The organism is Martinezella multihospitum (assembly GCF_900094585.1).
Taxonomy (GTDB): Bacteria; Pseudomonadota; Alphaproteobacteria; order Rhizobiales; family Rhizobiaceae; genus Rhizobium; species Rhizobium multihospitium.
The window spans coordinates 67,488-92,352 of record NZ_FMAG01000013.1; the positions used below are offsets into that span (position 1 = coordinate 67,488).

Here is a 24,865-nt window from a genome sequence, read left to right on the forward strand (position 1 = left end):
ATCCTAGGCTGTATGACACCCGCAGAGAGGCTCACATACGGAAATGCTGCAACGACAACCGCCGGGATCGTCTGGCGATTGTCGTTGTCGGATGATCGGATATCAGCGCAGATCGGCTTGCGGTACGGAACGTACTGCCACATGCGCAATCGACGCGAGATTGGCGGACAAGGCGCGTTCTTGCCTGCGCGCAGCATCCTGCAGCAGGTCCGCCATCCGGGTGACGGATATGCGATCTGCGCGCATGACCTGGCGGATCAGCGGATCTTTAAGAACTTCGGCGATCGTCAAGTCCCTTTGGGTCATGGTTACCTCCTGTTCGTTAACGCAGAAGATAGACCGCTTAATTAGCACTGCGATGTCAAAAGCCGGACAAAAACAAGGCAGTTCGTTCGATTTTGTTACAGATTAATCGCAAATCGAATGGAGGGACATATTCCCAAAATACAATAGGACCCTAGTTGTCGGCTAAGGAAGGGCTGATCAATTGCGATCAGTCTTAAGTGGGAGGGCCGTTTGCTCCGCGAACGCGCAACGTTTTTGCAATAATTTAGACCATAATTTTGCAACTTTTGCGTTTATAGTCTCGCGACGCTGGGGGCTCTATAGTGTAACACCAATGATTGGCCGCGCGATGTACTCAGATCAGTCCACAGAAGACGAGCGTCTCATCTATCATGCAGATCTTCTCAGCCAGCTCTCCAATCCCAAGCGCCTGGAGGTCTGTATTCATCTATCCGGCCATGAGGAAGATGTGAACAGCCTGGCCAAGAAGCTGGGCATATCGCAATCGGCGCTTAGCCAGCATCTGACCCGCCTGCATCATTCCGGTATCGTGAAAGTGCGCCGCCAGGCGCAGTTCAGATATTATACCTGCGATCATCCGGGTGTCCTGCAGATCTTGAAGACACTTGCCGGGATTTTCGATGCCGAACTCAAGCCGGCGAGATCGACCACCGGCGATAACGACGATCACGACGAAAAATCATGACATAGCGTCGATGCGGCTTTGCTGGTTTCGGCCACCAAATGCAATTTCGGATGCCGATGGATGGCGCAGGCACGATATGACCCTACCGCAATTGCTCAAACGCCGCGCCTGTTTCCCCAGATGATCACATGCAATTGCGGCAGCACTCTTGCGTCGAACCATCGGTCATCGCCGACCTTTTCCACGAGCCAGCGCATCCGCTCGACGATGCCGTCGATATCGACAAGCGCGTCTTCCGCATCTGCTGGCGGCGGCGTGTGATTGCCGGGCTGCAGATAGACAGGCAATTGGGGATAGCGAGCGGCCGCTTCCCGCGCATATTCATAGTCGAGATCGTCGAATATGACGATCTTCAAAGCGATCTGCGGCCCGTTGCCGGCCATGCGCAGACAGTCGTCGAAGGCGGTCCAGTCCGTCGTCATGCCACTCGAAGGCGGCTTCGGACTGAGCACCAGCACATCGAGTTCGGCGAACCACTCCTTGGCCAGACTACCTTGCGTCTCCAGCGCGAAGCGATAGCCTTCCGCATGACCGCGCACAATCAGCGAGCCGAGCGGCTGGATAGCGGGATTGCCGCCGGAGAGCGAGATGGTCAGCGGCTTGCCGCCGGAAAGCCTCGTCACCTCTTGCCAGATCTCATCAACCGGCATCGGCCGCCATTGATCGCGATAATCGCTGTCGACCGCATGCAGCGTATCGCACCAGGTACAGCGATAATCACAGCCGCCGGTACGAACGAAAATCGTCGGAAGGCCGATCAGGATCCCCTCGCCCTGGATCGTCGGCCCGAAGATCTCGCTGACGCGGATGAGCGCCCCGCTCATGGCCGGTATTCCGCCCAGGTCTTCGGCGTCTCGCTGACCCGCACCGCGGATGCTTCCGGCAATCGCTCCTTGCACCAGTCGTAGAAATGCTTGGCGAGATATTCCGATGTGACGCGATCGTGTCCGAAGACATCGTTCAGATGACGATGATCGAAGGTTTCGTCGATGTAGCGCTTTAACGGCTGTAGCTCATGATAGTCCCGCACGAAGCCGTTCCGATCGAGCTCGGTGGCCGAAAGCTCCACGACGACGATGTAATTGTGCCCGTGCATGCGCGCGCACTGATGATCGTCGGGCAGATGCGAGAGTTGATGCGAGGCGGAGAAGTGAAATTCCTTGGTGATGCGGTACATCACTTCACCTCCTCGGCCGAAAAGCGCGATGTCGCCGCAACCCAGAAATCGGCATCCTCGTATTCGGTCGGATCTGCAGCGCCCGCTAGATGGAAGGCTTCGCGCCGCTCGACGCAGGTGCCACAGCGTCCGCAATGGCGCTCGCCGCCCTTGTAGCAGGACCAGGTTTCGGCAAAGGGGGTCTCATGCCGGGCACCATCGGCAACGATATCCGCCTTGGAAATCGTCACATAGGGCGCATAGAGCGAAACGCTGGCATAGCCGTCCAGCGCATGGTTCTGCATCTGTTGGAAGGCGTCGATGAAACCGGGGCGACAGTCGGGATAGATGAAATGATCGCCGCCGTGAACCGCGACAGCAACAGCGTCTGCCTTTTGAGCAGCCGCAAGCCCGAAGGCAATCGCCAGCATGATCGCATTGCGGTTCGGCACGACCGTCGCCTTCATGGTTTCCTCGGCATAGTGCCCGTCCGGCACCTCGATATCATCTGTCAGAGCCGATCCGGTCAAATGCTTGCCGATGGCGGTGATGTCGATGATCTCATGCGGCACGCCGAGGCGCCTGGCGCAGGCGCTGGCGAATTCCAGTTCCTTGCGATGCCGCTGGCCGTAGTCGAAGGAGACGAGTCCGATAAGTTGATGTTCGGCTGCAACCTTGTGGGCGAGCGAAACAGAGTCCAATCCGCCGGAGCAGATGACGATAGTCTTCATAATGTATGATCCCTTGTTTTGACCGGGTGGGCTGCGACCGGATTTCATGGCTCTTCGAAGCCATGATCGGCTCCCTAGCAGCAGAACCGGGAGGAAACAAGGCATCCCGCAACATTTCATGGCAACGCGCCGGCATCTGCCGACGCGTTGCGTTTTTCGCGAGGCCGTCAGCTGACACCCGCAAACTTTCCTGAAATATTCAGATCGGGATAGTAACCCGCCGGCTTGCCGCCGACCGTTTGGCCGCCCGTCAGGCTGCCCTGGATCTCCGATCCGAAGAAGGAATAGGGGAAAGTCAGCTGCGGGGCACTGACCTCGTCCAGGCGTCGTCGCAGTTCGTTCGGTATCGTGAACTCAAGGGCGCCGAGATTGTTCCTCAGCTGTTCCAGTTTCGTGGCACCGATGATGATAGAGGCAATACCAGGCTGGGTCATCGCCCAGTTGACCGCGACCTGCGCCATGCTACGGCCGAGCTCGACCGCCACCTTCTCCAGCTCGGCAACAACAGCCCAATTGCGCTCGTTGAATTTCTGGAAACCTGGATTGGTCGTACCACGCACGGTTTCCAGCCGGCCGGCGGTCTGCCCCTCGCCGCTCGGGCGATATTTGCCACTGAGCAGACCGCTCGCAAGCGGGCTCCAGGCCATGATGCCGGCGCCGTAACGCGTTCCGAACGGTACGAATTCATTCTCGATGTTGCGTTCAGCCAGCGAATATTCGAGCTGAAGCGCCGAGATCGGCTCATAGCCGCGATGTTCGGCGACCGCCTGGGCACGGCTGGCGTACCATGCCGGAACATCGGACAAGCCGACATGCCGCACCTTGCCGGAGCGGACGAGGTCATCGAAGGTGCGCATCACCTCCTCTGGCGGCGTCAGGCGATCCCAGCAATGCATGAGATAGAGATCGATGTAGTCCGTGTTCAGCCGCTTTAGTGACCCCTCGACAGACCGCAGGATATTCTTGCGGCCATTGCCGGCGGCATTCGGCGTTTGTGCGGTAAGATTCATGGTGAACTTGGTTGCGATGACAGCATCGTCGCGCAAGCCGCGTTCTGCGATGAACTCACCGAGCCAAGCCTCTGACGTACCGCCCGTATAGGCATCGGCGGTGTCGAAGAAATTGCCGCCGGCATCGACATAGGCATTGAAGATCGCCCGTGCCGCTTCCTTGTCTGCGCCCCAACCCCACTCCGTGCCGAAGGTCATGGTGCCAAGGGCGAGCCGTGTTACCTTCAATCCGCTATTGCCCAGCGTATAAAATTCCATGCTCATCGCTATGCTCCTCTTTGGCTAGCCGGGCGTGTCGACGACCGACCCGGCAATGTGTGATGCGCCTAGAGTCGCTGTTTTCGAGCCATTCGATAAGATCATGTAATTCGCATGCATTATGCGATATGGTGCAGCAATGGATCGCGATCTGCTGACACATCTGCCCATCGTCGCCGCCGTGGCCCGCCGCGGAGGGTTTGCCGCCGCCGCCAGCGAACTGGGCATGAGCGCATCGGCCGTTAGCCATGCCGTTCGGCTCGTGGAAGAACGGCTCGGCCAGCCCCTCTTTGCCCGCACAACGCGCAGTGTGGCGCTGACCGAGGCCGGCAAGAGCCTGATCGCCACCATCACCCCGGCGCTGCAGGACATTCACGACCGCATCGAGCGTATCAAGGCCGTCAAGGGCAGACCAAGCGGCTTGTTGCGCATCAACGCATCTCGTATCAGCCTGCCGCTGGCAATCACCCGCGTGATCGCAGCCATGGCCGAACGCTATCCCGAAGTCGAAGTGGAAATCTTCTCCGATGAAAGGCTGACCGATATCGTCTCCGAGGGTTTCGACGCAGGCATTCGCGTCGGCGAAATGATCGCGCAGGATATGGTCGCCGTTCGCCTCACCCCTCCTTTCCGATCCATCGTCGTCGCTTCGCCCGGATATATCGGGCGTTTCGGGCGTCCGAACACGCTTGCAGATCTCTCCAGTCATAATTGTATCGGCTACCGCCTGATCCGCTCCGGGGGCCTCTATCAATGGGAATTTACCGAGGATGGGCGGGATGTCGCGGTGACGGTGAATGGCCAGGCGATCGTCACCGAATCGCATTCGGCCATGGAGCTGGCCATTGCAGGCGTGGGATTGGCCTATGTCTTCGAACCGCTGGTGAAGGCGGAGATCGCATCCGGCAGGCTTGTTCAACTCTTAAGCGACTATGCGGTGACGGAAGCGGGCCTTTTCCTCTACTTTCCGCGTCGTGCCGAACTGGCCCCGAAGCTCAGAGCCTTCATCGACACGATACGACAGATCAACCGTTGAGTCGGCCGTCGGCTGGGCAAAAGCGCCATTTGTTTCGTATCGACATGCCAACGAATGGTCAAATCGCGCAGGCATTGTACCAAATACGCACGAAATGCAGCGCTGGATCGCGATCCAGATGAATCGCGATTGCCGTCTCTCACAGCGCTCGGCAGTCATAGTCGGAAAGCTTTGCCGATAAGGGCATGCAGGGGTTCCGGGGCATTCGCCCTCACTTCCTGCCGGTTCGATCGGCAGCTTCCCGGTCTGAAAGAGGAACTCGTGCAAGATATTTCGAAAAGAAAGCCGCCTAGCCCGATCGATATCGAAGTCGGCAAACGCATCCGTGCGCAACGGCGCCTGCTGGGCATGAGCCAATCGGCGCTCGCCGAAAAACTGGGCCTGACCTTTCAGCAGGTTCAGAAATACGAAAAAGGCGCCAACCGCGTCGGCGCAAGTCGCCTGCAACGTGTTGCCGACTGTCTCAGCGTTCCGATCTCGCACTTCTTCGACAACGCAGCTTTCGACAATCCTGTGTCGACCGAGGAGGCACGAACGATCCGCAACGACCTCGTTGGCTTCCTTTCATCCGAAGAAGGGATCGAGCTCAACCGGGCCTTTGCAAAGATCAAGGATGCAAGGACCCGCCAGAAGATCGTGGGCCTGCTCAAGTCGCTGGCTTTGACGTAGGGCAATTCCGGAGAAGAAACAAAGCGGTAGAGCAGTCTGACAGCTCCGTGGAACGCCGAACCGCTTCCGTCTTCTTCGCCTAGATAGCCCTTTCCCTGCCCACGCCGTCAGCTTGTGATGCGCGGCGTGCGAATAACCTTCAGGAACAGGGCGTTCATCGCATCCGTGATCCCCTGTGTTGGGCTGACCTCGAAATACAGACCGGGCGAAGCACAATTCTGCAAATTAGTGCCGATTTGCGATTGGAACGGTGCTATCCATTGGTTGTACCAGCCATTTGTCGGCAGCGGAAAATAGGTCGTATAGAGGATTGCGATCTTGATGTTCTGGTTTTTCAGCGGCTGACAGAAGGCAGTGGCGAGTGGCTCCTGACAGCGCCCACCGGTCGTCGGCTTGGTGCAGGTGTTGGGCTTGTAACTGTCGCCAACACCGTCGGTAACAAGAAAGAGCACCTTCTGACGATCGGTACTGGTTGTACCGCTGCCGCCTGTTCCGATGATCGGCCCGAGCTGCGTCAGCATCGTATCGAAGCTCGTATCCTGATCGTTGTTGTAGCTCTGTCCCGGAACAGTCATCAGGTCCACCGCGCTGGTGGCACTCTTAACCTGCGCCATATCGGATGACAGCGGCGATACGTTGGTCAAGCCGATTGCCTTAGCGCTAACACCGAATGTATAGACGGCCATTCTGTATTGATCGGGTGTCACGCGGTTCGTCACAGCTGTATCCGTAAGCGACTGTGTTGCCTGCCCGACAACAGCGATACGGGTCTTAACGCCAAGGCTCTTTGCAAGATTGTAGTAATTGTTGTCCGTAGTGCTGTCGTGGCACGCAAAGGCACATTTGTCTGACGTGTTTGCCACCATTGTCTGAATATCGGTCATGGTAGCACCGATCCCCATGGATGGCGTGTTGTCCAGCAGCATGTAGAAATCCATGAAGTTCGCCGTCTGGTACTGCGCAGATGCCGAGCCACTCACGGGAATGGACGTTTTTCCGATAACCTGGCTCAGCGTCGTCGGCACGTTCGCCGAAAATTTGACCGTCGATGAGACGATATTTCCCGTGCGCGTTACCGCGGCACTGATGCTGACCGGTATGTTCTGCAGATCGCTCGACGCCTGGCCAAGAAAGAGCTTGTTGGCATCGCTTTGACCGATGGTGACGGTGCCGTCGCTCGTCATGGCCATGGCAGCGGCGACCGCCGGAGATGAATCTGCAATTGCACCCACCGCAGCAGCGTCGGCGGCATTTTGCAATTCCGTTCTGATGAGCATCGCATTGGTGACATCGAGCGCCAGGCCACCCACCGCGATCAACGGAACGGCAATGAGTGCCGTCGTGATTGCGAAATTCCCCGACCGGTCCGCAAACATCCCTGACAGCTTGCGCAATGCGACAAACGACTGTGGATAAATCCTGAATCTCTTCACGAGCAAGCTCTCTGTAGTATAAGTTGTATTTTCAAGACATTCGCGAATTGAAAGTATTATAACTTTCAAATATACTTATTTATATTATCGGATAAAAATATTTAGATTCTCATAAGAGCAAACTTCTCATTTATACTGCGGATATTGAGAGGAAATTTACCAAGAATCCATGATATATTCATCGATCCTGTGGTTGAAGTGAATGCAATTCGATACCGTACTCTCACTCCGACGACCTCAAATCGGGCATAAACCGCACATTTCATGAGGAAAGGCGCATGCCACGCAAGATATGCGCGAGATTGATCGGCGCAAAATAACGTAAAAATTGCAAATCTGGCCAAAGTATCTTTACCCGATTTTTAGTGTTTACCCGCGAAAGCAATCGCCATCGATTTCAGGTGCGGCAGCCGTTGTTGCAACAGTCTTCGCCCTGATGGTTATAGTTGGGATCTTTACGTGCGCGTTCTTTCCTGCATCTTCACGGAACACAATCTGTGGCTCGTTCTTCTCGCGGCGTTTGTCTGCGTCAGTGGCAGCTGGATCACGCTCAACCTGCTCAGGCGAGCCGAAAAGACGCGCGAACTTCAACGTGGCGGCTGGATCTTCTTAACTGCCGTGGCGGCCGGGTCATCGATCTGGTGCACGCATTTCATCGGCATGCTGGCATATGAAGTCGGCGCCCCGGTCACGTTCGATCCGATCCTGACGATGGCTTCCTTTCTGCTGGCTGCCATCGGCTGCGCCGGCGGCTTTGCAATTGCCTTGTCACGCTTGCCGCGCATCGCACCGGAATTCGGAGGAGCCGTCGTCGGCCTTTCCATCACCGTCATGCATTACACGGGCATGCTGGCCTATCACGTCGATGGCATCGTCGAGTGGAACCAGGGCTATGTCATCGGCTCCGTCGTGCTTTCGGTTATTTTTGCGGTGCTTGCGCTCAATCAGGCGGTCCGCCGGCCCTGGCGCGCTTCCTTAATCGCCAGCCTTGCACTCTTCGTCGTCGCTGTGGTTTCGCTCCACTTTACAGCAATGACCGCCGTGTCGGTCACGCCGCTTGCAACCGACGCTGCAATCGCCGACGCCTATGCGTTGAAGGCCATGGCCGTCGCCGTCGCCGGTGGAGGATTGCTCATCATCGGCACCGGCGTTGCAAGCTATATGATCGACGAACGGGCCTCGCGCGAATCCATCGAAAAGCTTCAGCATATGGCGCTCAACGACCTGCTGACGGGTCTGCCCAATCGCAGCAGCTTTGCCGACCATCTTCAACGCGAGATGGGACATGCCAAGGAAGACGGCGTAAAGCTCGCGGTCATCGGCATCGACCTAGATCGCTTCAAGGAAATCAACGACCTGCGAGGACACAAGGCCGGCGACCAAGCGCTGAAGGCGATCGGACGCCGCCTGCTGCGCCTCGTCAGGGACGGCGAGTTCGTCGCCCGCGTTGGTGGTGACGAGTTCGCCGCCGCCAAGCGCTTTCGCGAGCAGAGCGAGCTGCTGGATTTCGTGGCCCGGCTGGAGAAGGTCCTGTTTGAACCCATCCGGATCGACGATTTCGAGACGGTGACGGGTGCCAGCATCGGAGTCGCGGTCTATCCCGACGATGGTAGCGATCAGGAACGCCTCGTCAGCAATGCCGACCTCGCAATGTATCGCGCCAAGGCCGATATCGGCCGCGCCGTCTGCTTTTATGAATCCAAGATGGATGAGGCCGCCCGCGCCCGCCATACGCTCGCACAGGACCTGCGCCGTGCTGTCGAGCTGGACCAGCTCGACCTGCACTATCAGGTACAGACCTCCGTTCGCACCGGGCAGATCTGCGGCTATGAAGTTCTCGTCCGCTGGCATCACCCCGAGCACGGAGCCGTACCACCTTCAGAATTCATCCCGATTGCCGAAGAAAGCGGCACGATCCTTGTCATCGGCGAATGGGTGTTGCGGACGGCTTGCAGGGAGGCCGCCTCATGGGAGCAGCCCTACAAGATCGCTGTCAATCTTTCGCCCGTACAGTTCGCTCATGCCGATCTTGCGAAACTCGTCCATACGATCCTTCTCGAAACCGGCCTGTCACCGTCGAGATTGGAGCTGGAAATTACCGAATCCACTATCATTGCGGACAAGAGCCGAACGCTGCATGTGCTGCGGCAAATCCGGGCTCTTGGCGTGACCGTTGCCATCGACGACTTCGGAACAGGATATTCGTCGCTCGATACGCTCCGCTCCTTCCCCTTCGACAAAATCAAGCTCGATCGCTCCTTCATGAACGAGGTGGATCATAGCATTCAGGCAAAGGCGATCGTCCGCGCCGTGCTCACGCTCGGCAAGAGCCTGGATATCCCTGTTCTCGCCGAGGGCGTCGAGACCGATCATCAGCTCGAAATTCTCCGCGTCGAGGGCTGCGACGAGGCGCAAGGCTTTTTCCTCGGTCGGCCAAAACCCGTCGGGCAAATCTTCCAAATGGAAACAGCCGCCGAGGAAGACGAAACCTCCGCATTTTCCGGCCGCCTGCCGCCTCAGCGCATGCGCCGTCGCTAGCAGGATCCGGACGCGTCGGCGCAACAGCCACGGCAATTCCGGGGCGCGACTTGCGCGCCCCTGCATCCCCGCGCGAATTTACCGGCCGCTGCGGCCCGCAACATCAGATCGAACGGTCAGACACTTCGCCAATCCATTCCGTTGCGAGCTCGATCGTCACGGCGGAGCGGGTGTCGAGAGCATTGGCCGCCGCCAGAAGTTCGTAGCGACCGGCGACGGCCTTAAAGGTTCCCGTCTGCTCGTCGAAATAGCTCAGATCGCGCGGGCGCACGACAAGCGAAGCCGTCCCCTGTTCACCGGGCGCAAGCCGAAGCTTGGCAAAGGCGCGTAACTCCTTGTCCGGCCGCTCTACCGCCGAAACAGGGGGCAGCACATAAAGCTGCACGAGTTCGGAACCGGTTCTGTCGCCGGTATTTGTGACGTTGACTGTTACAGTGACGCCCTCCGCGCCCATCTTTGTCGCCGACGCCTGAGCCTTACCCCAGGAAAATCGCGTATAGCCAAGACCAAAACCGAAGGGGAACAGAGGCTCGATGCTGCGCTTGTCGTGATGGCGGTATCCGACAAAGACGCCCTCGGCGTAGCGCACATGTCCATCCTTGCCGGGATAGACGGATGCGTCACCAATTATGGCGGAATTATCCGACAGGCGCTTCGGGAAGGTCTGCGGCAGGCGTCCGCCGGGCTCGACATCGCCGAAGAGCACATCGGCAACGGCATGTCCCAGTTCCTGGCCGGGATACCACATCTGCAACACGGCCCGAACCTTGTCGAGCCACGGCATCTCGATAGGGCCGCCGGTTTGCAGCACGACAATCGTATTGGCGTTTGCCGCCGCCACACGGTCTATCAGTTCCTCTTGCCGACCCGGTAGGCGCATATCGGGCAGATCGAGGCCCTCCGTATCCCACTCGCCGTCGCGGCCGACGAAGAGCAGAACGACATCCGCATCCCTTGCCTTTTCAACGGCATCCAGCATGGCCTCTTCGCCGAGCGGCTTTTCCACACCGAAGCGCACCGCCGTCAGATTGATCCCCACCTCGGTCGTGGCGGAAGAACAATACTCCACCACCACCTTGTAGCTCCGCCCAGCTTCCAGATGGATGCCCTGCCGCTGCTCAACATTGGCCGTGCCGAAATAATTGTCGCCGCGAGCCCAACCGTCATAGCCATTCACGACGAGCTTGCCGTCGACATAGAGCCTGGCGAGACCCGCATTCGTCATGCCAAATATGTGCTCGCCGCTCTCCGTCGGCACGTAGGAGGCCGTCATTCGAGCGGAGAATTCGTTGGGGTCAAGCTCGGCGGACGGCAGATCGAACCAGAAGAACTCGCCCTTGTTCGCCGTTTCGCTGGCCACCACCGGACCAGCAAGATCGCGCCCTTTAAAATACTCCACCCGCATCTCACCGGAAAAGACGTTGATCAGGCGATTGTTGCGGCAGCCGGCAGCATGGTGGATGCTGTTGGCATTCGATAGCGCCTGACGGATGCCTTCCAGCGGGCTGACCCTGTAGTGGGCGGCAATCTGGGCGCTGCCGCCGCCCATGACACGAGCCTCGGCAGCATTCGGCCCAGTAACCGCCACATGCCCGAGCCCCGCCTTCTCCAGCGGCAGAATGCCGTCGTTCTTCAAGAGCACGGCACCCTCGGCTCCGAGCTTGCGGATCAAAGCGCGATCTTCCGGCAGATCGAGCGCATGCTCGCTTAAGTCGGGTGCCTCTTCGAAGGCCCCGACACGATCAAGCAAGGTCAGAATGCGGCGGGCGGCTTCTCGTACCGTCTCCGGCTCGACCTCGCCGTTGCGGACCGCCGCCACCAGCTTTTCGCCACGGTCGCGCGTCGGACCAGGCATTTCCAGATCGAGCCCGGCATTGACGGTCGCCGCCGTCGAATGCGAACCAAACCAGTCCGACATGACGATGCCGTCGAAACCCCACTCCTCCCGCAGGACTTTGGTCAGCAGCCAGGGATGCTCGCTCGTATAGGTGCCGTTCAGCCGGTTGTAGGAGGACATGACGGCCATGACGCCGGCCTTCTTCACAGCCTGCTCGAAGGGCGGCAGATAGATTTCACGAAGAGCACGCTCGTCGATATCCGACGACATCGTCTGGCGCTCGATCTCGGATTCATTCCCCGCAAAATGCTTGATCGTGGCCGCTATGCCCTGGCCCTGCACGCCCTGGATATAGGCAACGGCAAGCGCGGCCGTCAGTATCGGATCTTCCGAATAGCATTCGAAATTGCGGCCATTGAGGCCGGAACGGTGAATATTGACCGTCGGCGCCAACAGCACCGAGGCGCCCTTGCTCTTGGCCTGGCCGGCAAGCGCCACGCCCATGCGTTCGACAAGGGCCGGATTCCATGTCGCGCCGAGCGCGATTGCGACGGGAAAGCAGGCGGCATTGACGCCGGCAACCAGCGAGCCCGCACCGCGGGCTCCGTTCGGCCCATCCGTGACCTTGATCTTCGGAATACCAAGGCGCTCGACCGGCACGGTGGTCCAGAAGTCGGCGCCGGACAGCAGTGAAACCTGCTCTTCAAGCGTCATCCGGTCGAGAATATCGTCAATCATAAGGCCTCCCGAGCAATTCCCTGGCTGTTCCAGCGTCCATCCGCGATGGAGATTCGCATTTAAGACAAACAAATCATAAACACGCCAGATGTTCTTCCGATGGTGCGATATGTGGATGAAATCACATATCTTTTTTTGCCGACATCAGGTCGTATCCCCTTCGGGACACGCTTCGTAACCGATCGGAAATCATAAATTCGGCGCACGGAGGGCCGCCCCCGATTGCGCCGTCGGCCAAAAGCGCCAGTTCGATAAAATGCGAATAATCTTTTTCCGAATAAATTTGACCGCGTCGGATTTCATGAGCCCAACTCATGGAGCCGAGTATGCGTTCACTTCTAGTCGCTGCAAGCTTTCTCTTCGTCGCCGGTCTGTTGTTTTCGACAGCAACAACGGCAAAACCCGTGACCAATACCGCCGCGGCGCACGCACATCAGTTTGCGCATGAGGTGACGGATGCGAGCGTACCCGTCGGCTGGACAAGCTTCTGCAACGCGCAGCCAGCCGAATGCATGGCCGGTCAAAAGAGCGCGGAGTTCGCCAATCTCGATCATGATCGCCGGGAGCAGCTGCAGCAGATCAATAGCCTCGTCAATCACGAGATCGAGGGCGTCGGCGACAATGATCATTATGGCATCTACAAGCTCGGCATCATCAACTGGTGGACCTATCCCGATGACGGTGCCGGCAACTGCAATGACTATGTTCTGTTAAAGAAGAAATTGCTCGTCGAAGCAGGCTGGCCACGATCTGCCCTGCTGCTGACGGTCGTCCTCGACACCCATAACGAAGGACATCTTGTCCTCATGGCGCGCACGAACGACGGCGATCTCATCCTCGACAATCTCACCGATACGGTCAAAAACTGGAGCGGAACGGGCTACACCTTCATCAAGCGCCAGACGGCCGACAATCCGAACAACTGGATTCGGCTGGAATCCGGTCGCACGCCCGAAGAGCTTGCCATGATCAGCAAGGCACTGGCTTCTCACTCGCAGTGATTGGCGGCCCAATAGCTGTCGACCAGACCTTTGCCGTCCTGGTCCAGAATAGCAAAATTTCCGGGGATGACGACGAAGAAGCGTTCCCCCCCTTCCGTAGCGGCGCCATCACTCGCAGTTCCCGTATCGACACGACCGCAAACGACGAAGCCCGGCATTCGTTCGCTCGGCTTGGCTGCCAGAATATGGATGGCTGAGGGCGGCACCTCTATGCGCCGCGCGACCGCTGCCTTGGCCAGCGCCGGAACATCCGCCATCGTCGGCAAGGCTTCACCCGGCGCGGCGGCAAGCAAGACGCCTCCTGCGATCACGAGATGTTTCACCGGCACCCTTTCGAAAAAAAGGCCAAAGGACTTGCAACCTTCAACAGCGGCGTCCCATATGCCTCTGCAGCCAAAAGCTGCTTTTTGCTAAAGTTTATTGTGATTCGCGGGGCAGAAGAAGCATCCGCTCTTGCCTTCACGCAGTGATCGCGTATGAAAATCGTCCCCGCGCCGGGGAATATTTTGGAAAGTCATTTGCGAATGCGAACACGCCTGTCGACAATCCTGGCACTCGGTCTCCTTCTTGTTCTTGCATTGACGAATGCCGGTTCCGCGCGTGAACTCGTACGTGTGCCGCCGGGTAATCGTAACAGCGTCCAGCCGCCTGTACCCAATACCTCGGCGCTGCGGGCCAAGGCCTTCAACACGACTTACGACGAAAAATACCAGAAGATCGTCGGAGTGCTTCGCGACGACAAGGACTTGATGGCCTCGATCAGGAAGGCCGGGCAGGCCTACCAGATCGACCCCATCCACATCGTTGGCGCCCTTGTCGGCGAACACACCTACAACATCACGATCGTCAACAGGGTGAAGTCCTACTACGTCAAGGCGCTCGCCTATTCGCAGTCCGATTTCAAGTTCGCCTATAAGGATGTAACGGTCCAGACCTTCCTGAAGAAGCCGGAATTTGCCCATTGCAACGCCTTCACCGGCAGCGCCGAATTGTGGGAATGCCGCGACGAGACCTGGGACAAGAGTTTTCGCGGCAAGGTCATCGATGGCGTCACTTACGAAAACATGACGTTCCAGCGCGCCTTCTTCCAGCCCTTCTTTGCAGGTCAGACCTTCGGCCTTGGACAGATCAGCCCTTTGACGGCCCTTGAAGTCACCGATCTCGTTCATGCGACGAGCGGCCTGCCGAAACTTTCCGTCGACGATCCGCAGGCGATCTACCGCGACATCATGGACCCCGATCACAGCGTGATCTATATCGCAGCGATCGTGCGCGATGCAATCGATGCCTATCGCGCCCAGGGCTTCGACATCACCGACAATCCCGGCCTAACCGCAACACTTTACAATGTCGGCCAGCCGCGCCGCCGTGCGGCTGACTTGCGGCAGGCGGCGGACGCTTCGGGCGGCAAGAAACTGCCGGAAGAAAATTATTATGGCTGGCTGGTGAACGACAAACTGCCGGAGCTTCGTGGGCTGCTCGGCAGCGACAACAGCCAATAAGCCGGCAGAACTTTATCAATGAGGAACATCGGTTTGATCAGGCGATCAGGCTGACGCGATCATTGGCAATCTTGTTTTCGACCCAGGCTCGTTCATTTTGCCAATCATGCCGCTTCCATCCTTCCCAACCGAAGCCGCATAGCTTGACGTCCCAATCGGACGCGGGGAACCTTGCAAGCGCATAACAGATGCCAAGAAAACCTGTGCTGGGAAAGACCTTGTGCATGCGAGGCCCGGAAATGCCGAGCTCGCCGCAACCATCAATATAGGTCTGCGGCGGCATGATGCGGATCTCCTTGCCGGCCCTGCCCAGCAACTCGATTGCCTGCATGGTCCAGTCAGCCCGTCGACCCTGCAGACGCTGGAAGATGTTCGGTCGGGGGTGATATTTACGAATGATATCGGGGTGATAGGCCAGCATGAAGACCTTTGCGGCCCTGAGCGCGGCGTTATCCATGAAACTCGGATCCAAAAGCCGCCGATACAAGATCTTGCTCGATGCGGCCAGCATGATCATGTCGGTGCGCTCGCCACTCATGCCTTCGGAAAGGATCGGCTCGTTGAAACGCATGACGAATTGCGCCTCGTCCACGATACCGGCGATATCGCGTTCCAGCTTTCCATTGCCGACAATGATTGCAGTCTTGCGCGCCAATACGGTCGTCCAGAAAATACGGGCCGTGCATTAGCAAGCCGTTCTGACAGCACACTGAAACATAGATGATGCGGAACTGAAATCCCCTCGACCAACCGTTCCAGCGGGTCCGGATAAATTTGATCCGCCTGCCAAATATGCGCATTTGGCAGCATCTCCACAGGATCACGACAATGAAAGAGGCTTTGCTGGCAGACCGCGCCAAGTCGCCATAGACTGTCGCCTCTCAATGCCGAAAAGCGGATCGAATGGGCAGTTTATGAAGCAAATGGATCGCATGAACTCGACGTCGAACGAGTGGGAGGCCGACCCGTGGGACGCTCCCGACAAGGTGGCGGACCTGCAGTTCGCCGGATTTCAGGATAGGGCGGCAAAGACGATTACCTGGGCCTCCATATTGGATGCTGGCCATTCGCTATTTGGCATCGAAGCAAGCGACCTTCGCAGCCTTGATGCCGAATTTTATGCGACGTGTGATGGCGAGGACATGCTTTTGATGCGGCTGATTTGGCATGGTTTTCCCGATCCACCGGAATGGCGGCTGGCAACGCGGCCAAGCAACAGCGGCGATCTCCCTTGGGCCTCGTGGGGTTATTTTGCCGACTTGCCGGAAAGCTGGCAGATACCGGATGGTCAAGCGGCACCATCCGATAATCCTGCATGACAGGTGGTCGGCACGCTTACAGGAAATAGCGGAATTTCAGCGGAAGCAGAGCCGCGCCGATCGCGCTGGCATCACCTTTGGTTTCGCTGAGAACCAGCCGAGGCCCCGGCGGCGCGGCACCATAGCGATGCGGACGCTGCGACGGCAGGCGGGCGCGCGCGATCATCATTCGTCCAAGCTCGGGCGGCAGTTGGCCGCCGAAGACGATGGCTTGCGGATCGAGCACCCCGGCAAGCGTGGCGATCAGACGGTCGAGCATCGGCATGGTCTCGGAGAGCCAGCTATCGACGCCGGGCCAGGAAGGGTCGAAATTCTGTTTCAGTTCCTCGATGGAGCCTATGTCGACGCCGCTCTCCCGCAATGTGGCGATGAGATATTGCAAAGCCGGCCGGCGCTGCACTTCGTCCGGATTGTAGATGACGCTGAACTCCCCGGCATTTCCATGGAAGCCCAGATAAGGCCTGCCCTCCAGAACAAGACCGCCGCCAAATCCATAATTGAAGGACAGGTATGCGAAGGTCTTGCACCAGCGCCCGACACCGCGCAGGCTCTCGCCGATTGCGCCTGTCGTTGCGTTGTTTTCCAACCAGGTCGGCAATGCGAAGACATGCTCGAGTTCCGGCTGCAGATCGACCAGAGACCAGTCGCGCAGCGGCTCCGGAGCATTGAAGCGACGATCATCGCCGACGAAAAAGCCCGACATGGCAAAGCCAAGCCCGATGAGATTTGCGCGCGATATTTCGTGGCGCGCCAGGATCGAACTCAGTTTCTCGGCAAGGATTGCCAGCGTTGCCTTGCGGTCGACCGGCACGCCCTTCAGCACCTCCTGATCGACGATGTCGCAGCCGAAATCGGCAAGCGATAGCGTCACGGCATCCGTATTGACGGAGATACCGACCGAATAAACCGCCTGCCGCTCCAGTTCGATCGTAGGGCTCGGCTGCCCGCGCGCGCCCTTGAATGGCGCGCCGGCGCGGAGCAAGCCGCGAGCTATCAGCGTCTCGACCAGACGATGCACCGATTGCTGCGTCAAATTGGTGTGGGCCGTAATGGTCGCACGCGGGATTGGCTCGTGATTGCGGACGATATCGAGGATGAGGCGCTCGTTCTCGCTTGCCAGTGGGGATTTTTCAAGCGCTGCCATGACTGAATCCTGATCCTGTCATTCCGACTTAGCCGCTCGCATGTCCGCGCACAATCCAAGCCCCAGATATTCGCGGCTGCTCGTCATAAATATTACACTTTATGTGTATTAATAGCCATGGCAGCGATCGGCGCCAATGCACCGCTTCGGCCACAGCCATTGGTGCCCACATTCGACTTCGAACCTCAAATCAGCTCATTCCGCCTGAAAACCGACAGCTCACGAAAGCTCTTCTCATGCATAGCCAGACCGCAACCTCGCCCTCATCTCGCAATGCCGATATCTATGATCTCCTCTCCCGGGCCAATCCGGACATTCTGACGATTGCCCATCGTGGACTTTGGTCGGCAGCTCCCGAAAATTCATTGGCGGCAATCCGTGCGGCAGCCGAGCTTGGCGTGGAATTCGTCGAAATCGACACGCAGGCGACTGCCGACGGCCATCTCGTCGTCATTCACGACAAGACGCTGGACCGCACCACCTCCGCCAGGGGTGTCGTCGGAGCGAGCAGCTTCGCCACGGTCCGTGACGCGCGATTGCGTGCAGGCGCCGGCGGAGAGACATCCGCACTGACGGATGAACGCATTCCCACGCTCGAAGAAGCGCTGGAGGAAGCGCGCGGACGCGTCTTCGTCAATATCGACACGAAATTCCCCCGCGAACTGCCGCAGGTCATTGCTGCAGTGCGGCGGCTGGGTGCCGAGGATCACGTCATCATCAAGTCGGATGTTGAGCCGCAAAGCGGCTGCTTCCCGGTGCTGGATGCCGATTGGTTCGGCTCGATCCCGCATATGCCGATGTTTCCCGTCCGGCCCGGAAAATTCACCGAGGACCTCAGGATGATCGAAGTGTTGAGGGCGCCGATGATCGAGGTGAAGTTTACCGACATTGCCGATCTAGCCGCCGGGTGTGAGGAGCTGGAGCGTCAAAATATCCGGCTCTGGATCAATACGCTCGACGTCTCCCACAATTCCGACTTCAACGACAGCCGCGCACTCGGCGACCCCGAAGGCGTCTGGGGAGCACTCGTTGACGCCGGCGTCGGTGCCATCCAGACCGACACGAATGTCGAATTCAAGCGGTGGCTCGCTATCAGAAGCGGCAACTGACAGGTTCTTCGGCTCAAGGCCAGACAGAAAAGCCCGGGCGGTCTTCCGATCGTCCGGGCTTCTGCGTCCTGGCGCGGCAGCTATCCGCATCGAAGCATATTTCTCCTGCGAAAGGACGTGCTTCCTGCAAGCGGAGCCGGTCGAAATTGTCCCCCCATGGGGCAAATGCTGCACCCGCGAATAAAATGATGCGGAGATGAGCTAAAACTGACGCGAAAATGAATTGGAAATGTTGACTTAAGGATTCACTGAACTAGTTCCCGCTGAGACGCCGGGGTCCGCCCCATCCACAGCGACCATATGAATCTGCATAATTCTGCGCAGCCGTTCCAGCCGTAAGACGTTGGTACGGCACGGAATATCTGTGCGGTTAAGAGGTCGCATCACAGCGCAGTGGGACTTCAGTATCGTATGAGCAACATCACGGGACGGCTCGTCAAGGGAAGCATGTGGTTAAGCCTGTCTCGAACCATCGTGAACGGGCTTGCAACACTCAGTACCTTCGTATTGGCCCGTTATCTGGCGCCTGCCGACTTCGGCGTGGTTGCTCTGGGCATGACGATCCTCATGATCGTCACGACCATCACCGAACTTTCCCTTTCCGAGGCACTGATCCGTCATGCCGCACCGGATGAATCCCATTTCAGTGCTGCCTGGACGCTGAATGCCGCACGCGGGCTGGCGATCTGCATCCTGTTTGCGATCTTTGCCTATCCGGCGGCTTCCCTGTTCAATGAGCCCAGACTGACAGGCGTCATGTTCGCTCTCGGCATCAGCATGCTGATGGGCGGGCTTACAAACCCGCGGCGCATCATGCTGCAACGCGATCTGATCTTCTGGCAGGAGTTCGTGCTCGCGGTTTCGCAGAAGTTCGCGGGCTTTGTCGCCTCGGTTGCGATCGCGATCATCTATCAAAGCTATTGGGCGCTGGTCGTGGGCACGCTCATCAGCCAGGCGACGAATGTCATCGTCTCCTATCTCGTGCTGCCGTTCCGGCCCAGGATCACCTTCCAGCATATGCGGGAGTTCTTTTCCTTCTCCGCCTGGCTGACCGCCGGCCAGATCGTCAGCACGCTCAACTGGCGCTTCGATTACCTGCTTGTTGGCAAGATGCTTGGCGGCATCCAGCTCGGCTACTATTCGGTCGGCAGCAACCTCGCCATGATGCCGACGCGGGAGGCGACGGCGCCCCTCACCCAGACGATCTATCCGGCTTTCGCCGGCATTCATAACGACCCCGGCAGGCTTGCTGCCGCCTATCAGCGTGTGCAGGCACTGGTTGCCGCCGTCGCCCTTCCAGCCGGCATCGGCGTTGCCGTGACCGCCGATCCGTTGGTGAGGCTCGCGCTCGGCGACAAATGGGCGCCTGTCATTTTCATCATCCAGTCGCTGGCCTCCGTCTTTGCGCTGCAGACGCTCGGCTCGCTGGTGCAGCCGCTCGGCATGGCTAAAGGCGAGACGCGCGTGCTCTTCCTTCGCGACACGCAGATGTTCTGCCTGCGCGTGCCGATCATGATCGGCGGCCTGATCCTCTATGGCCTTCCCGGCGTCATTGCCGGCCGCGTGTTCACCGGCCTCTTCAGTACCGCGGTTAACATGATGCTCGTACGGCGCTTCACCGGCATCAGCGTTGCCAGGCAATTGTCGGTGAACCTTCGCGCGCTCGCAAGCGTCGCCATCATGGCGGCAGGCGTTTCGCTCGCCTCGAGCCATCTTGCCTATACGGACGACAAGCTCGTGCTCGTGACGCACCTCGCAATCCTGATCCTGCTTGGCGGCCTGCTCTATTGCGGTTCGACGCTCCTGCTGTGGACGCTGATGAAGCGGCCGGCCGGCCCTGAAACGGAGGTACGAAACATACTCGGCAAAGTACTGCCGAGACTTCGTCCTGCCTGAAAACGTGCGGCCGATGTCGGCCGGAGACTGACCTGTCATCTAAACGGGGGAATGGGGAAATGACGTTACAATCAAATCAAGTGCTGATCGCGAAACTGGACAACATGATCCACGATTGCCTGAAGGACTACATCAGCAAAGATGAGCCTCTGGCGATCCTCGATTTTCCTGACATCCGCAATTGCGGCGACTCCGCCATTTGGCTGGGCGAAATGGCCTATCTCGATCGGCGATATGGCAAGCGGCCGACCTATGTCTCGCGGATCGACGATTTCTCGCCCGAACAACTCGAGCGCACCATGCCGACCGGCCCGATTTTCATTCATGGCGGCGGCAATTTCGGCGACATCTGGGATGCGCATCAGGATTTTCGCGAACGGGTTCTGGAGCGATTTCCCAATCGGCAGGTGATCCAGTTCCCGCAATCCATCCATTACAAGTCTCAGGCACGCATAGAGGAAAGCGCTCGCGTCATCGGACGCCACAAGAACTTCGTATTGCTTGTGCGCGACGAAGAATCGAAGGAGTTTGCCCTGAAGCACTTCGACTGCGAAGTGCGCCTTTGCCCGGACATGGCCTTCAGCATCGGAACGATCCAGCCGGATGAACCGGAATTTGACGTCCTCGCCATGTTGAGATCGGATCTCGAAAAGGTCGGAGACGCCAACCTTTCGGCATATCCCGATATTCCGAAGGAGGATTGGACGACCGAATCCGCCAAGCGTGTACGCATCTCCAAGGCGTTTGGCGCGGCAACGGCTTTGCTCGCCCTCAAACCTGCAGAGATACGGCTGCGCAAGCTCGACGCGGCGGCGCACAACCGACTGCGGCGCGGCATCCGCCAGATCTCCCGCGGCCGCGCGATCGTCACAGACCGGCTGCATGTCCACATCTGCTCGATCCTGCTTGGACGGCCGCATGCAGTGCTTGATAATAGCTACGGCAAGATACGTCGGTTCATGGCGGCATTTTCCGGTGGTACCGATCTCGCCTACCGCGCCACCTCGCTCGAAGACGGTATCGCCTGGGCGCGCAATCAGGCCACGCAACCATTGGCACCCGCCGCCTGACGGGCTGTGTCACGTTATTTGACGGAAGCTCTCGGGCGGGAAGGCATGCTGGCGTTGGCAATGCCGCTCGAGGCGCCAGGCAATTCGCCTGCCGCGTGTTTCCCTCGACAGAATTCCAAAATAATCAGGCGAAGACACGCTGAGTGCCTTCGCCTGATGTTGGACTCGATCTAGCCTAGAAGGCAACCATCCGAGCAGCGCACGGGAAGCCGCCCCCGCTTTCTTCAGAAAGCGCTCTCAGCGAGCGTTGTACTTGGCATCGACCTCGTTCATGGCCTTGACGTTGCCGGCCGAGCGGCCGTTCTCGTCGAAGGTCTGTGCCAGGAAGGCGTCCGCAATCGCCTTGGCAAGCTCGGTGCCGATGACGCGGGCGCCCATGGTGATGATCTGGGCGTTGTTCGAAAGCGCCGCGCGCTCTGCCGAATAGGTGTCATGGGTGAGTGCCGCACGGATGCCCGGCACCTTGTTGGCCGAGATGCAGACGCCGATGCCGGTGCCGCAGACGAGGATCGCCTTGTCATAGGTGCCGTCAATCACACCGGAAGCAACACGGTCGGCGAGATTGGCATAAAACGCATCGGGGCCTTCATCAGTGCGCGACACTTCGCTCACCTCGAAACGGTCTTTCAGATGATCAGCAAGAACCTTGGCGAGGCCCTCGCCGGCGCTGTCTCCAGCAATAGCAAGCTTCATTGTATGCTCCTCAGAGTTTGGCGGCGCACTTGGCGAGAATGTCGAGATAGCCTTCGACGTTCCAGGCCGAGCGGCCAATGAAAAGCCCGTCTACGTTCGGGCAGGATATGAGTTCTTCACAGTTTTGCGGATTGACCGATCCGCCGTAGAGGCATGGAATTTTACGGCCGAGCGCCTTTTGGGCGACCGCAATGATCTCGGCCTGGCGCGCATCGGCATAGGAAGGCTCGGCGGGGATCCCCTTTTCGCCGATCGCCCAGACCGGCTCATAGGCGAGCAGGATTTCAGCCTGTTTCTGCGCATCGGAAAGCTTGGAGAGGGCACCGACGACCTGCTCGCTCAGGATCTCCGTTGCACGACCGCTTTCGCGATCTTCCAGCGTCTCGCCAATGCAGATGAGCGGGATCAGCCCGTGGCGGACTGCCGCCTCGGTCTTCAATCCGACGGTCTCGTTGGTCTCGCCGAAATGCTCGCGACGCTCGGAGTGGCCGAGTTCGACGATGTCGAGATTGCAATCCTTCAGCATCAGCGGGGAGATTTCCCCCGTCCAGGCACCCTGGTCGGCCCAATGCATGTTCTGGGCGCCAACCTTGACGGAGCTTCCCGACAGGATCGACTTGACCTCGCGCACGGCCGTGAACGGCGGAATGATGAAACGCTGAATACGGTCATCGCGCAGGGTATCGGCAGCACGCAGGGCTTCGGCGAAAGCGCGCGCCTCCGCCAGCGTCTTGTTCATCTTCCAGCTCGTGCCGATCCAATAGCGAGGCTTCTCTGTCATGTCATATCCTGGTTCGAGGCGATGGTAAGGACGATGCCGTCGCGGCGAAATTGCTCGACAATGGCGGCATCGGGCGCGTGATCGGTAATCACGGCATCGAAATCGGTGAGATCGGCCATCACATGCAGGGCCGTATGCCCGATGCGCTGATGGCTGACGAGCAGGCAGCTCCTGGTCGCCGACGCAATCATCGCCCGCTTCGTGCGCACGACGTTATCGTCCATATGATAGGCGAGCCTGCCGGAAACGGCCGGCGTCGACAGGAAGGCGATATCGGCCCGCAGCCGTGACAGTGCTTCCTCAGTGACGACACCGAGAAAGGCATTGAACTTTGCGGAATAGACGCCACCGAGCGCGATCAGCGTGATGCCGCTTTCGTTCTTCATCCGGTCGATGATCGCGGCGTTATTGGTGATCAGCGTCAGCGGCCGCTTCTGCAAGAGCATTTCGCCCAGAACAGCCGCCATCGACCCGTCATTGATCATGACGGTCATGCCGGGCTCGACCAGATCGAGCGCTGAGCGCGCCATGGCGAGCTTTTCGTCATGGCCCTGGCGCTCGCGGAAACGGAAATCGCTTTCGAACTGGGTGCCGGCATCGATGGTCGCGCCACCGCGAACCTTGCGCAGCACGCCCGCTTGTTCGAGATCGTCGAGATCGCGGTGGATCGTCATCCTGGACACGACGAACCGATCCGCCAGATCATCGAGATCGACGGTCTTATGCTCGACGAGCAGATTGATGATCGACTGCTGGCGCTCTTCCCGTTTCACCTTGCACTCCGGCCAGTGGCCCGAAATGGAACTGGGAGAAACATAACACTAAAATCTCACAATTCAACATTTAAATTGTTACATTGAGACAAGCTCGTGTTTCTGCGGACAACAACACACTTAACCCTGCAGCAGTGCCCGCGCTGTTTTCTCGTCCGTGATCAGACCATAGAGACAGCGGCTCTTGAGGACCGCGCGGATGGCCTCGACCTTCGGCAATCCGCCTGACAATGCCACCAGCCGCTCGCCCTTGGTGCGCGGCAAGGAGGCAGATAATGTGCGAGAGGTCAGCGTGGTCTCAAGGATATTGCCGTCGGCATCGAAAAAATGGCCGAGAATTTCACCGACGCCACCGGCCGCGGTGATCTCCTTGATCTCCTTCGGCTCGACCATCCCCGACAGGACGAGCTGTGCGTCGGTATCGACCGTGCCGAGACCGACCAGCTTGAGATCGGCGCCATTTGCAAGATCGAAGACTTCCTTCACGCCACGCTGGGCAAGCAGGACATCGCGGTCTTCGCGCGTATTGGCGAAGAACGGTACCGGCATCACATGCGATTGCATGCCGGTCTTTTCAGCAATGCGATGCATGACGTCATAGGGGTTGGCCGCATAGTTTCTGGTAAGCCCGCCGAGCAGCGAGACGAAACGCAAATCCTTGGCGCTGACGCGCGCCATATGATGCACCGCAGACGATAGCGTTCGCCCGTGGCCGAGGCCGATCACCTTGTTGTTGCCGCCCTCGATCTCACGCCGCAGGAAGCCGGCGCCCGCCTGCCCGAGTGCGCGAAACTCGAAGCCTTCCTCGCCGAGATCGGGCGCGACCTCGCAATATTGCAGGCCGAAGCGCGCCGAAAGCTGCGTCTCGAGCTCGACGCATTCGACGATATCACCATCGATCGTCACCTTGACGACGCCTTCGGCGACGGCGCGCGCGATCAGACGATGTGCCTTTACCGAGGGAACGCCGAGGCGCTTTGCCACTTCGGACTGCGTCAGTCCGCCGGCATAATGCAACCAAGCCGCCCGCACGGCGAGCGAAGCATCCGCATCCGTCATCGACCATTCCTTTTCATTTCGCTACGCATAGTTCCTCGCCTGTTCTCTCCGGCCACAGTGTTCCGACCCGGCTACATCCTCGAAAGGATTTGGTGCCTGATGAATCGGGACTCGGCCGCTC

General features: G+C 58.7%; 24 protein-coding genes. 10 read left to right on the plus strand and 14 right to left on the minus strand.

The features are described from left to right. Positions 1–102: 102 nt before the first annotated feature. Positions 103–306 carry a hypothetical protein gene (locus tag GA0061103_RS32250; RefSeq protein ID WP_092719513.1) on the minus strand — a complete coding sequence of 68 codons (204 nt, stop codon included), beginning with the start codon at positions 304–306 and terminating at the stop codon, positions 103–105. A 328-nt stretch (positions 307–634) separates the two neighbouring features. On the opposite strand from GA0061103_RS32250, the gene nrcR reads away from it, so the two are divergent. Continuing rightward, entirely contained in the window at positions 635–991 is a 357-nt protein-coding gene (nrcR, locus tag GA0061103_RS32255; protein WP_092719518.1) for a transcriptional regulator NrcR, read from the plus strand. A gap of 95 nt (positions 992–1,086) precedes the next feature. Here the strand turns inward: nrcR and queE are convergent, their stop codons facing one another. The 4 genes from queE to GA0061103_RS32275 all read right to left on the minus strand — a co-directional run bounded on the left by queE (position 1,087) and on the right by GA0061103_RS32275 (position 4,152). Then, positions 1,087–1,815 (minus strand): 7-carboxy-7-deazaguanine synthase QueE, encoded by a 729-nt coding sequence (gene queE, locus GA0061103_RS32260; protein ID WP_092719521.1) that lies wholly within the window; start codon positions 1,813–1,815, stop codon positions 1,087–1,089. Next, a complete protein-coding gene (gene queD / locus GA0061103_RS32265; protein WP_092719524.1) occupies positions 1,812–2,168 on the minus strand; it encodes a 6-carboxytetrahydropterin synthase QueD in 357 nt (118 codons plus the stop codon). The genes queE and queD overlap by 4 nt, the downstream gene beginning before the upstream one ends. Next, complete coding sequence (gene queC / locus GA0061103_RS32270) at positions 2,168–2,878, minus strand: 7-cyano-7-deazaguanine synthase QueC (RefSeq protein WP_092719528.1); 711 nt, start codon at positions 2,876–2,878, stop codon at positions 2,168–2,170. Before queC ends, queD begins: the two co-directional genes overlap by 1 nt. Before the next feature lie 167 nt (positions 2,879–3,045). Then, positions 3,046–4,152, minus strand: coding sequence for an aldo/keto reductase (locus tag GA0061103_RS32275; RefSeq protein WP_092719531.1), 1,107 nt, complete (start codon positions 4,150–4,152; stop codon positions 3,046–3,048). A gap of 133 nt (positions 4,153–4,285) precedes the next feature. On the opposite strand from GA0061103_RS32275, the gene GA0061103_RS32280 reads away from it, so the two are divergent. Then, positions 4,286–5,182, plus strand: coding sequence for a LysR family transcriptional regulator (locus GA0061103_RS32280; RefSeq protein ID WP_092719535.1), 897 nt, complete (start codon positions 4,286–4,288; stop codon positions 5,180–5,182). Positions 5,183–5,443: 261 nt separating this feature from the next. Next, positions 5,444–5,851: a helix-turn-helix domain-containing protein gene (locus GA0061103_RS32285; RefSeq protein WP_092719538.1), complete on the plus strand. Its 408-nt coding sequence runs from the start codon at positions 5,444–5,446 to the stop codon at positions 5,849–5,851. A 107-nt stretch (positions 5,852–5,958) separates the two neighbouring features. Here GA0061103_RS32285 and GA0061103_RS32290 read toward each other — a convergent pair whose 3' ends face one another. Beyond that, positions 5,959–7,227 (minus strand): TadE/TadG family type IV pilus assembly protein, encoded by a 1,269-nt coding sequence (locus GA0061103_RS32290; protein WP_092719541.1) that lies wholly within the window; start codon positions 7,225–7,227, stop codon positions 5,959–5,961. Positions 7,228–7,743: 516 nt separating this feature from the next. On the opposite strand from GA0061103_RS32290, the gene GA0061103_RS32295 reads away from it, so the two are divergent. Beyond that, complete coding sequence (locus tag GA0061103_RS32295; protein ID WP_092719543.1) at positions 7,744–9,822, plus strand: putative bifunctional diguanylate cyclase/phosphodiesterase; 2,079 nt, start codon at positions 7,744–7,746, stop codon at positions 9,820–9,822. Positions 9,823–9,925: 103 nt separating this feature from the next. Here GA0061103_RS32295 and GA0061103_RS32300 read toward each other — a convergent pair whose 3' ends face one another. Next, a complete protein-coding gene (locus tag GA0061103_RS32300) occupies positions 9,926–12,397 on the minus strand; it encodes a glycoside hydrolase family 3 C-terminal domain-containing protein (protein ID WP_092719546.1) in 2,472 nt (823 codons plus the stop codon). A 326-nt stretch (positions 12,398–12,723) separates the two neighbouring features. Here GA0061103_RS32300 and GA0061103_RS32305 point away from each other — a divergent pair, with 326 nt between their 5' ends. Continuing rightward, entirely contained in the window at positions 12,724–13,398 is a 675-nt protein-coding gene (locus GA0061103_RS32305) for a transglutaminase-like cysteine peptidase (protein WP_092719549.1), read from the plus strand. Here GA0061103_RS32305 and GA0061103_RS32310 read toward each other — a convergent pair. Further along, complete coding sequence (locus tag GA0061103_RS32310; RefSeq protein WP_092719552.1) at positions 13,386–13,721, minus strand: hypothetical protein; 336 nt, start codon at positions 13,719–13,721, stop codon at positions 13,386–13,388. The genes GA0061103_RS32305 and GA0061103_RS32310 overlap by 13 nt on opposite strands. 201 nt (positions 13,722–13,922) lie before the next feature. Here GA0061103_RS32310 and GA0061103_RS32315 point away from each other — a divergent pair, with 201 nt between their 5' ends. Beyond that, entirely contained in the window at positions 13,923–14,900 is a 978-nt protein-coding gene (locus tag GA0061103_RS32315; protein WP_167376682.1) for a DUF1402 family protein, read from the plus strand. Positions 14,901–14,937: 37 nt separating this feature from the next. On the opposite strand, the gene GA0061103_RS32320 is transcribed toward GA0061103_RS32315, so the two are convergent. Beyond that, positions 14,938–15,555 carry a glycosyltransferase family 29 protein gene (locus tag GA0061103_RS32320; RefSeq protein ID WP_092719558.1) on the minus strand — a complete coding sequence of 206 codons (618 nt, stop codon included), beginning with the start codon at positions 15,553–15,555 and terminating at the stop codon, positions 14,938–14,940. 259 nt (positions 15,556–15,814) lie between these two features. Here GA0061103_RS32320 and GA0061103_RS32325 point away from each other — a divergent pair, with 259 nt between their 5' ends. Further along, positions 15,815–16,219, plus strand: a complete 405-nt coding sequence (locus tag GA0061103_RS32325; protein ID WP_141694497.1) for a hypothetical protein — start codon at positions 15,815–15,817, stop codon at positions 16,217–16,219. Positions 16,220–16,235: 16 nt separating this feature from the next. Here the strand turns inward: GA0061103_RS32325 and GA0061103_RS32330 are convergent, their stop codons facing one another. Beyond that, the gene (locus GA0061103_RS32330; protein ID WP_092719565.1) at positions 16,236–17,363 is read right to left on the minus strand and encodes an ROK family transcriptional regulator; all 1,128 of its coding nucleotides are present in this window, start codon (positions 17,361–17,363) and stop codon (positions 16,236–16,238) included. A 236-nt stretch (positions 17,364–17,599) separates the two neighbouring features. Here GA0061103_RS32330 and GA0061103_RS32335 point away from each other — a divergent pair, with 236 nt between their 5' ends. The 3 genes from GA0061103_RS32335 (at position 17,600) to GA0061103_RS32345 (ending at position 21,438) form a co-directional block, all read left to right on the plus strand. Beyond that, positions 17,600–18,472 (plus strand): glycerophosphodiester phosphodiesterase family protein, encoded by an 873-nt coding sequence (locus tag GA0061103_RS32335; RefSeq protein WP_092719568.1) that lies wholly within the window; start codon positions 17,600–17,602, stop codon positions 18,470–18,472. Between the two features lie 411 nt (positions 18,473–18,883). Then, positions 18,884–20,368, plus strand: coding sequence for a lipopolysaccharide biosynthesis protein (locus tag GA0061103_RS32340; RefSeq protein ID WP_092719571.1), 1,485 nt, complete (start codon positions 18,884–18,886; stop codon positions 20,366–20,368). A 59-nt stretch (positions 20,369–20,427) separates the two neighbouring features. Then, positions 20,428–21,438 carry a polysaccharide pyruvyl transferase family protein gene (locus GA0061103_RS32345; RefSeq protein WP_092719575.1) on the plus strand — a complete coding sequence of 337 codons (1,011 nt, stop codon included), beginning with the start codon at positions 20,428–20,430 and terminating at the stop codon, positions 21,436–21,438. Positions 21,439–21,675: 237 nt separating this feature from the next. Here GA0061103_RS32345 and derI read toward each other — a convergent pair whose 3' ends face one another. The 4 genes from derI to GA0061103_RS32365 all read right to left on the minus strand — a co-directional run bounded on the left by derI (position 21,676) and on the right by GA0061103_RS32365 (position 24,744). Continuing rightward, positions 21,676–22,131, minus strand: a complete 456-nt coding sequence (gene derI / locus GA0061103_RS32350) for a D-erythrulose-4-phosphate isomerase (RefSeq protein ID WP_092719578.1) — start codon at positions 22,129–22,131, stop codon at positions 21,676–21,678. A 10-nt stretch (positions 22,132–22,141) separates the two neighbouring features. Next, on the minus strand, positions 22,142–22,912 hold the full coding sequence (locus tag GA0061103_RS32355; RefSeq protein ID WP_092719581.1) for a triose-phosphate isomerase: 771 nt from the start codon (positions 22,910–22,912) through the stop codon (positions 22,142–22,144). Next, positions 22,909–23,685, minus strand: a complete 777-nt coding sequence (locus GA0061103_RS32360; protein WP_092719584.1) for a DeoR/GlpR family DNA-binding transcription regulator — start codon at positions 23,683–23,685, stop codon at positions 22,909–22,911. The genes GA0061103_RS32355 and GA0061103_RS32360 overlap by 4 nt, the downstream gene beginning before the upstream one ends. A 120-nt stretch (positions 23,686–23,805) precedes the next feature. Continuing rightward, positions 23,806–24,744: a sugar-binding transcriptional regulator gene (locus GA0061103_RS32365; RefSeq protein ID WP_092719587.1), complete on the minus strand. Its 939-nt coding sequence runs from the start codon at positions 24,742–24,744 to the stop codon at positions 23,806–23,808. Between the last annotated feature and the right edge of the window lie 121 nt (positions 24,745–24,865).

Excerpts from the sequence above, each read along its gene's own strand:
- GA0061103_RS32250 (WP_092719513.1), bottom strand. The coding sequence starts at position 306 with ATGACCCAAAGGGACTTGACGATCGCCGAAGTTCTTAAAGATCCGCTG.
- nrcR (WP_092719518.1), top strand. The coding sequence starts at position 635 with ATGTACTCAGATCAGTCCACAGAAGACGAGCGTCTCATCTATCATGCA.
- queE (WP_092719521.1), bottom strand. The coding sequence starts at position 1,815 with ATGAGCGGGGCGCTCATCCGCGTCAGCGAGATCTTCGGGCCGACGATC.
- queD (WP_092719524.1), bottom strand. The coding sequence starts at position 2,168 with ATGTACCGCATCACCAAGGAATTTCACTTCTCCGCCTCGCATCAACTC.
- queC (WP_092719528.1), bottom strand. The coding sequence starts at position 2,878 with ATGAAGACTATCGTCATCTGCTCCGGCGGATTGGACTCTGTTTCGCTC.
- GA0061103_RS32275 (WP_092719531.1), bottom strand. The coding sequence starts at position 4,152 with ATGAGCATGGAATTTTATACGCTGGGCAATAGCGGATTGAAGGTAACA.
- GA0061103_RS32280 (WP_092719535.1), top strand. The coding sequence starts at position 4,286 with ATGGATCGCGATCTGCTGACACATCTGCCCATCGTCGCCGCCGTGGCC.
- GA0061103_RS32290 (WP_092719541.1), bottom strand. The coding sequence starts at position 7,227 with ATGTTTGCGGACCGGTCGGGGAATTTCGCAATCACGACGGCACTCATT.
- GA0061103_RS32300 (WP_092719546.1), bottom strand. The coding sequence starts at position 12,397 with ATGATTGACGATATTCTCGACCGGATGACGCTTGAAGAGCAGGTTTCA.
- GA0061103_RS32305 (WP_092719549.1), top strand. The coding sequence starts at position 12,724 with ATGCGTTCACTTCTAGTCGCTGCAAGCTTTCTCTTCGTCGCCGGTCTG.
- GA0061103_RS32315 (WP_167376682.1), top strand. The coding sequence starts at position 13,923 with ATGCGAACACGCCTGTCGACAATCCTGGCACTCGGTCTCCTTCTTGTT.
- GA0061103_RS32325 (WP_141694497.1), top strand. The coding sequence starts at position 15,815 with ATGAAGCAAATGGATCGCATGAACTCGACGTCGAACGAGTGGGAGGCC.
- GA0061103_RS32330 (WP_092719565.1), bottom strand. The coding sequence starts at position 17,363 with ATGGCAGCGCTTGAAAAATCCCCACTGGCAAGCGAGAACGAGCGCCTC.
- GA0061103_RS32335 (WP_092719568.1), top strand. The coding sequence starts at position 17,600 with ATGCATAGCCAGACCGCAACCTCGCCCTCATCTCGCAATGCCGATATC.
- GA0061103_RS32340 (WP_092719571.1), top strand. The coding sequence starts at position 18,884 with ATGAGCAACATCACGGGACGGCTCGTCAAGGGAAGCATGTGGTTAAGC.
- GA0061103_RS32345 (WP_092719575.1), top strand. The coding sequence starts at position 20,428 with ATGACGTTACAATCAAATCAAGTGCTGATCGCGAAACTGGACAACATG.
- derI (WP_092719578.1), bottom strand. The coding sequence starts at position 22,131 with ATGAAGCTTGCTATTGCTGGAGACAGCGCCGGCGAGGGCCTCGCCAAG.
- GA0061103_RS32355 (WP_092719581.1), bottom strand. The coding sequence starts at position 22,912 with ATGACAGAGAAGCCTCGCTATTGGATCGGCACGAGCTGGAAGATGAAC.
- GA0061103_RS32365 (WP_092719587.1), bottom strand. The coding sequence starts at position 24,744 with ATGACGGATGCGGATGCTTCGCTCGCCGTGCGGGCGGCTTGGTTGCAT.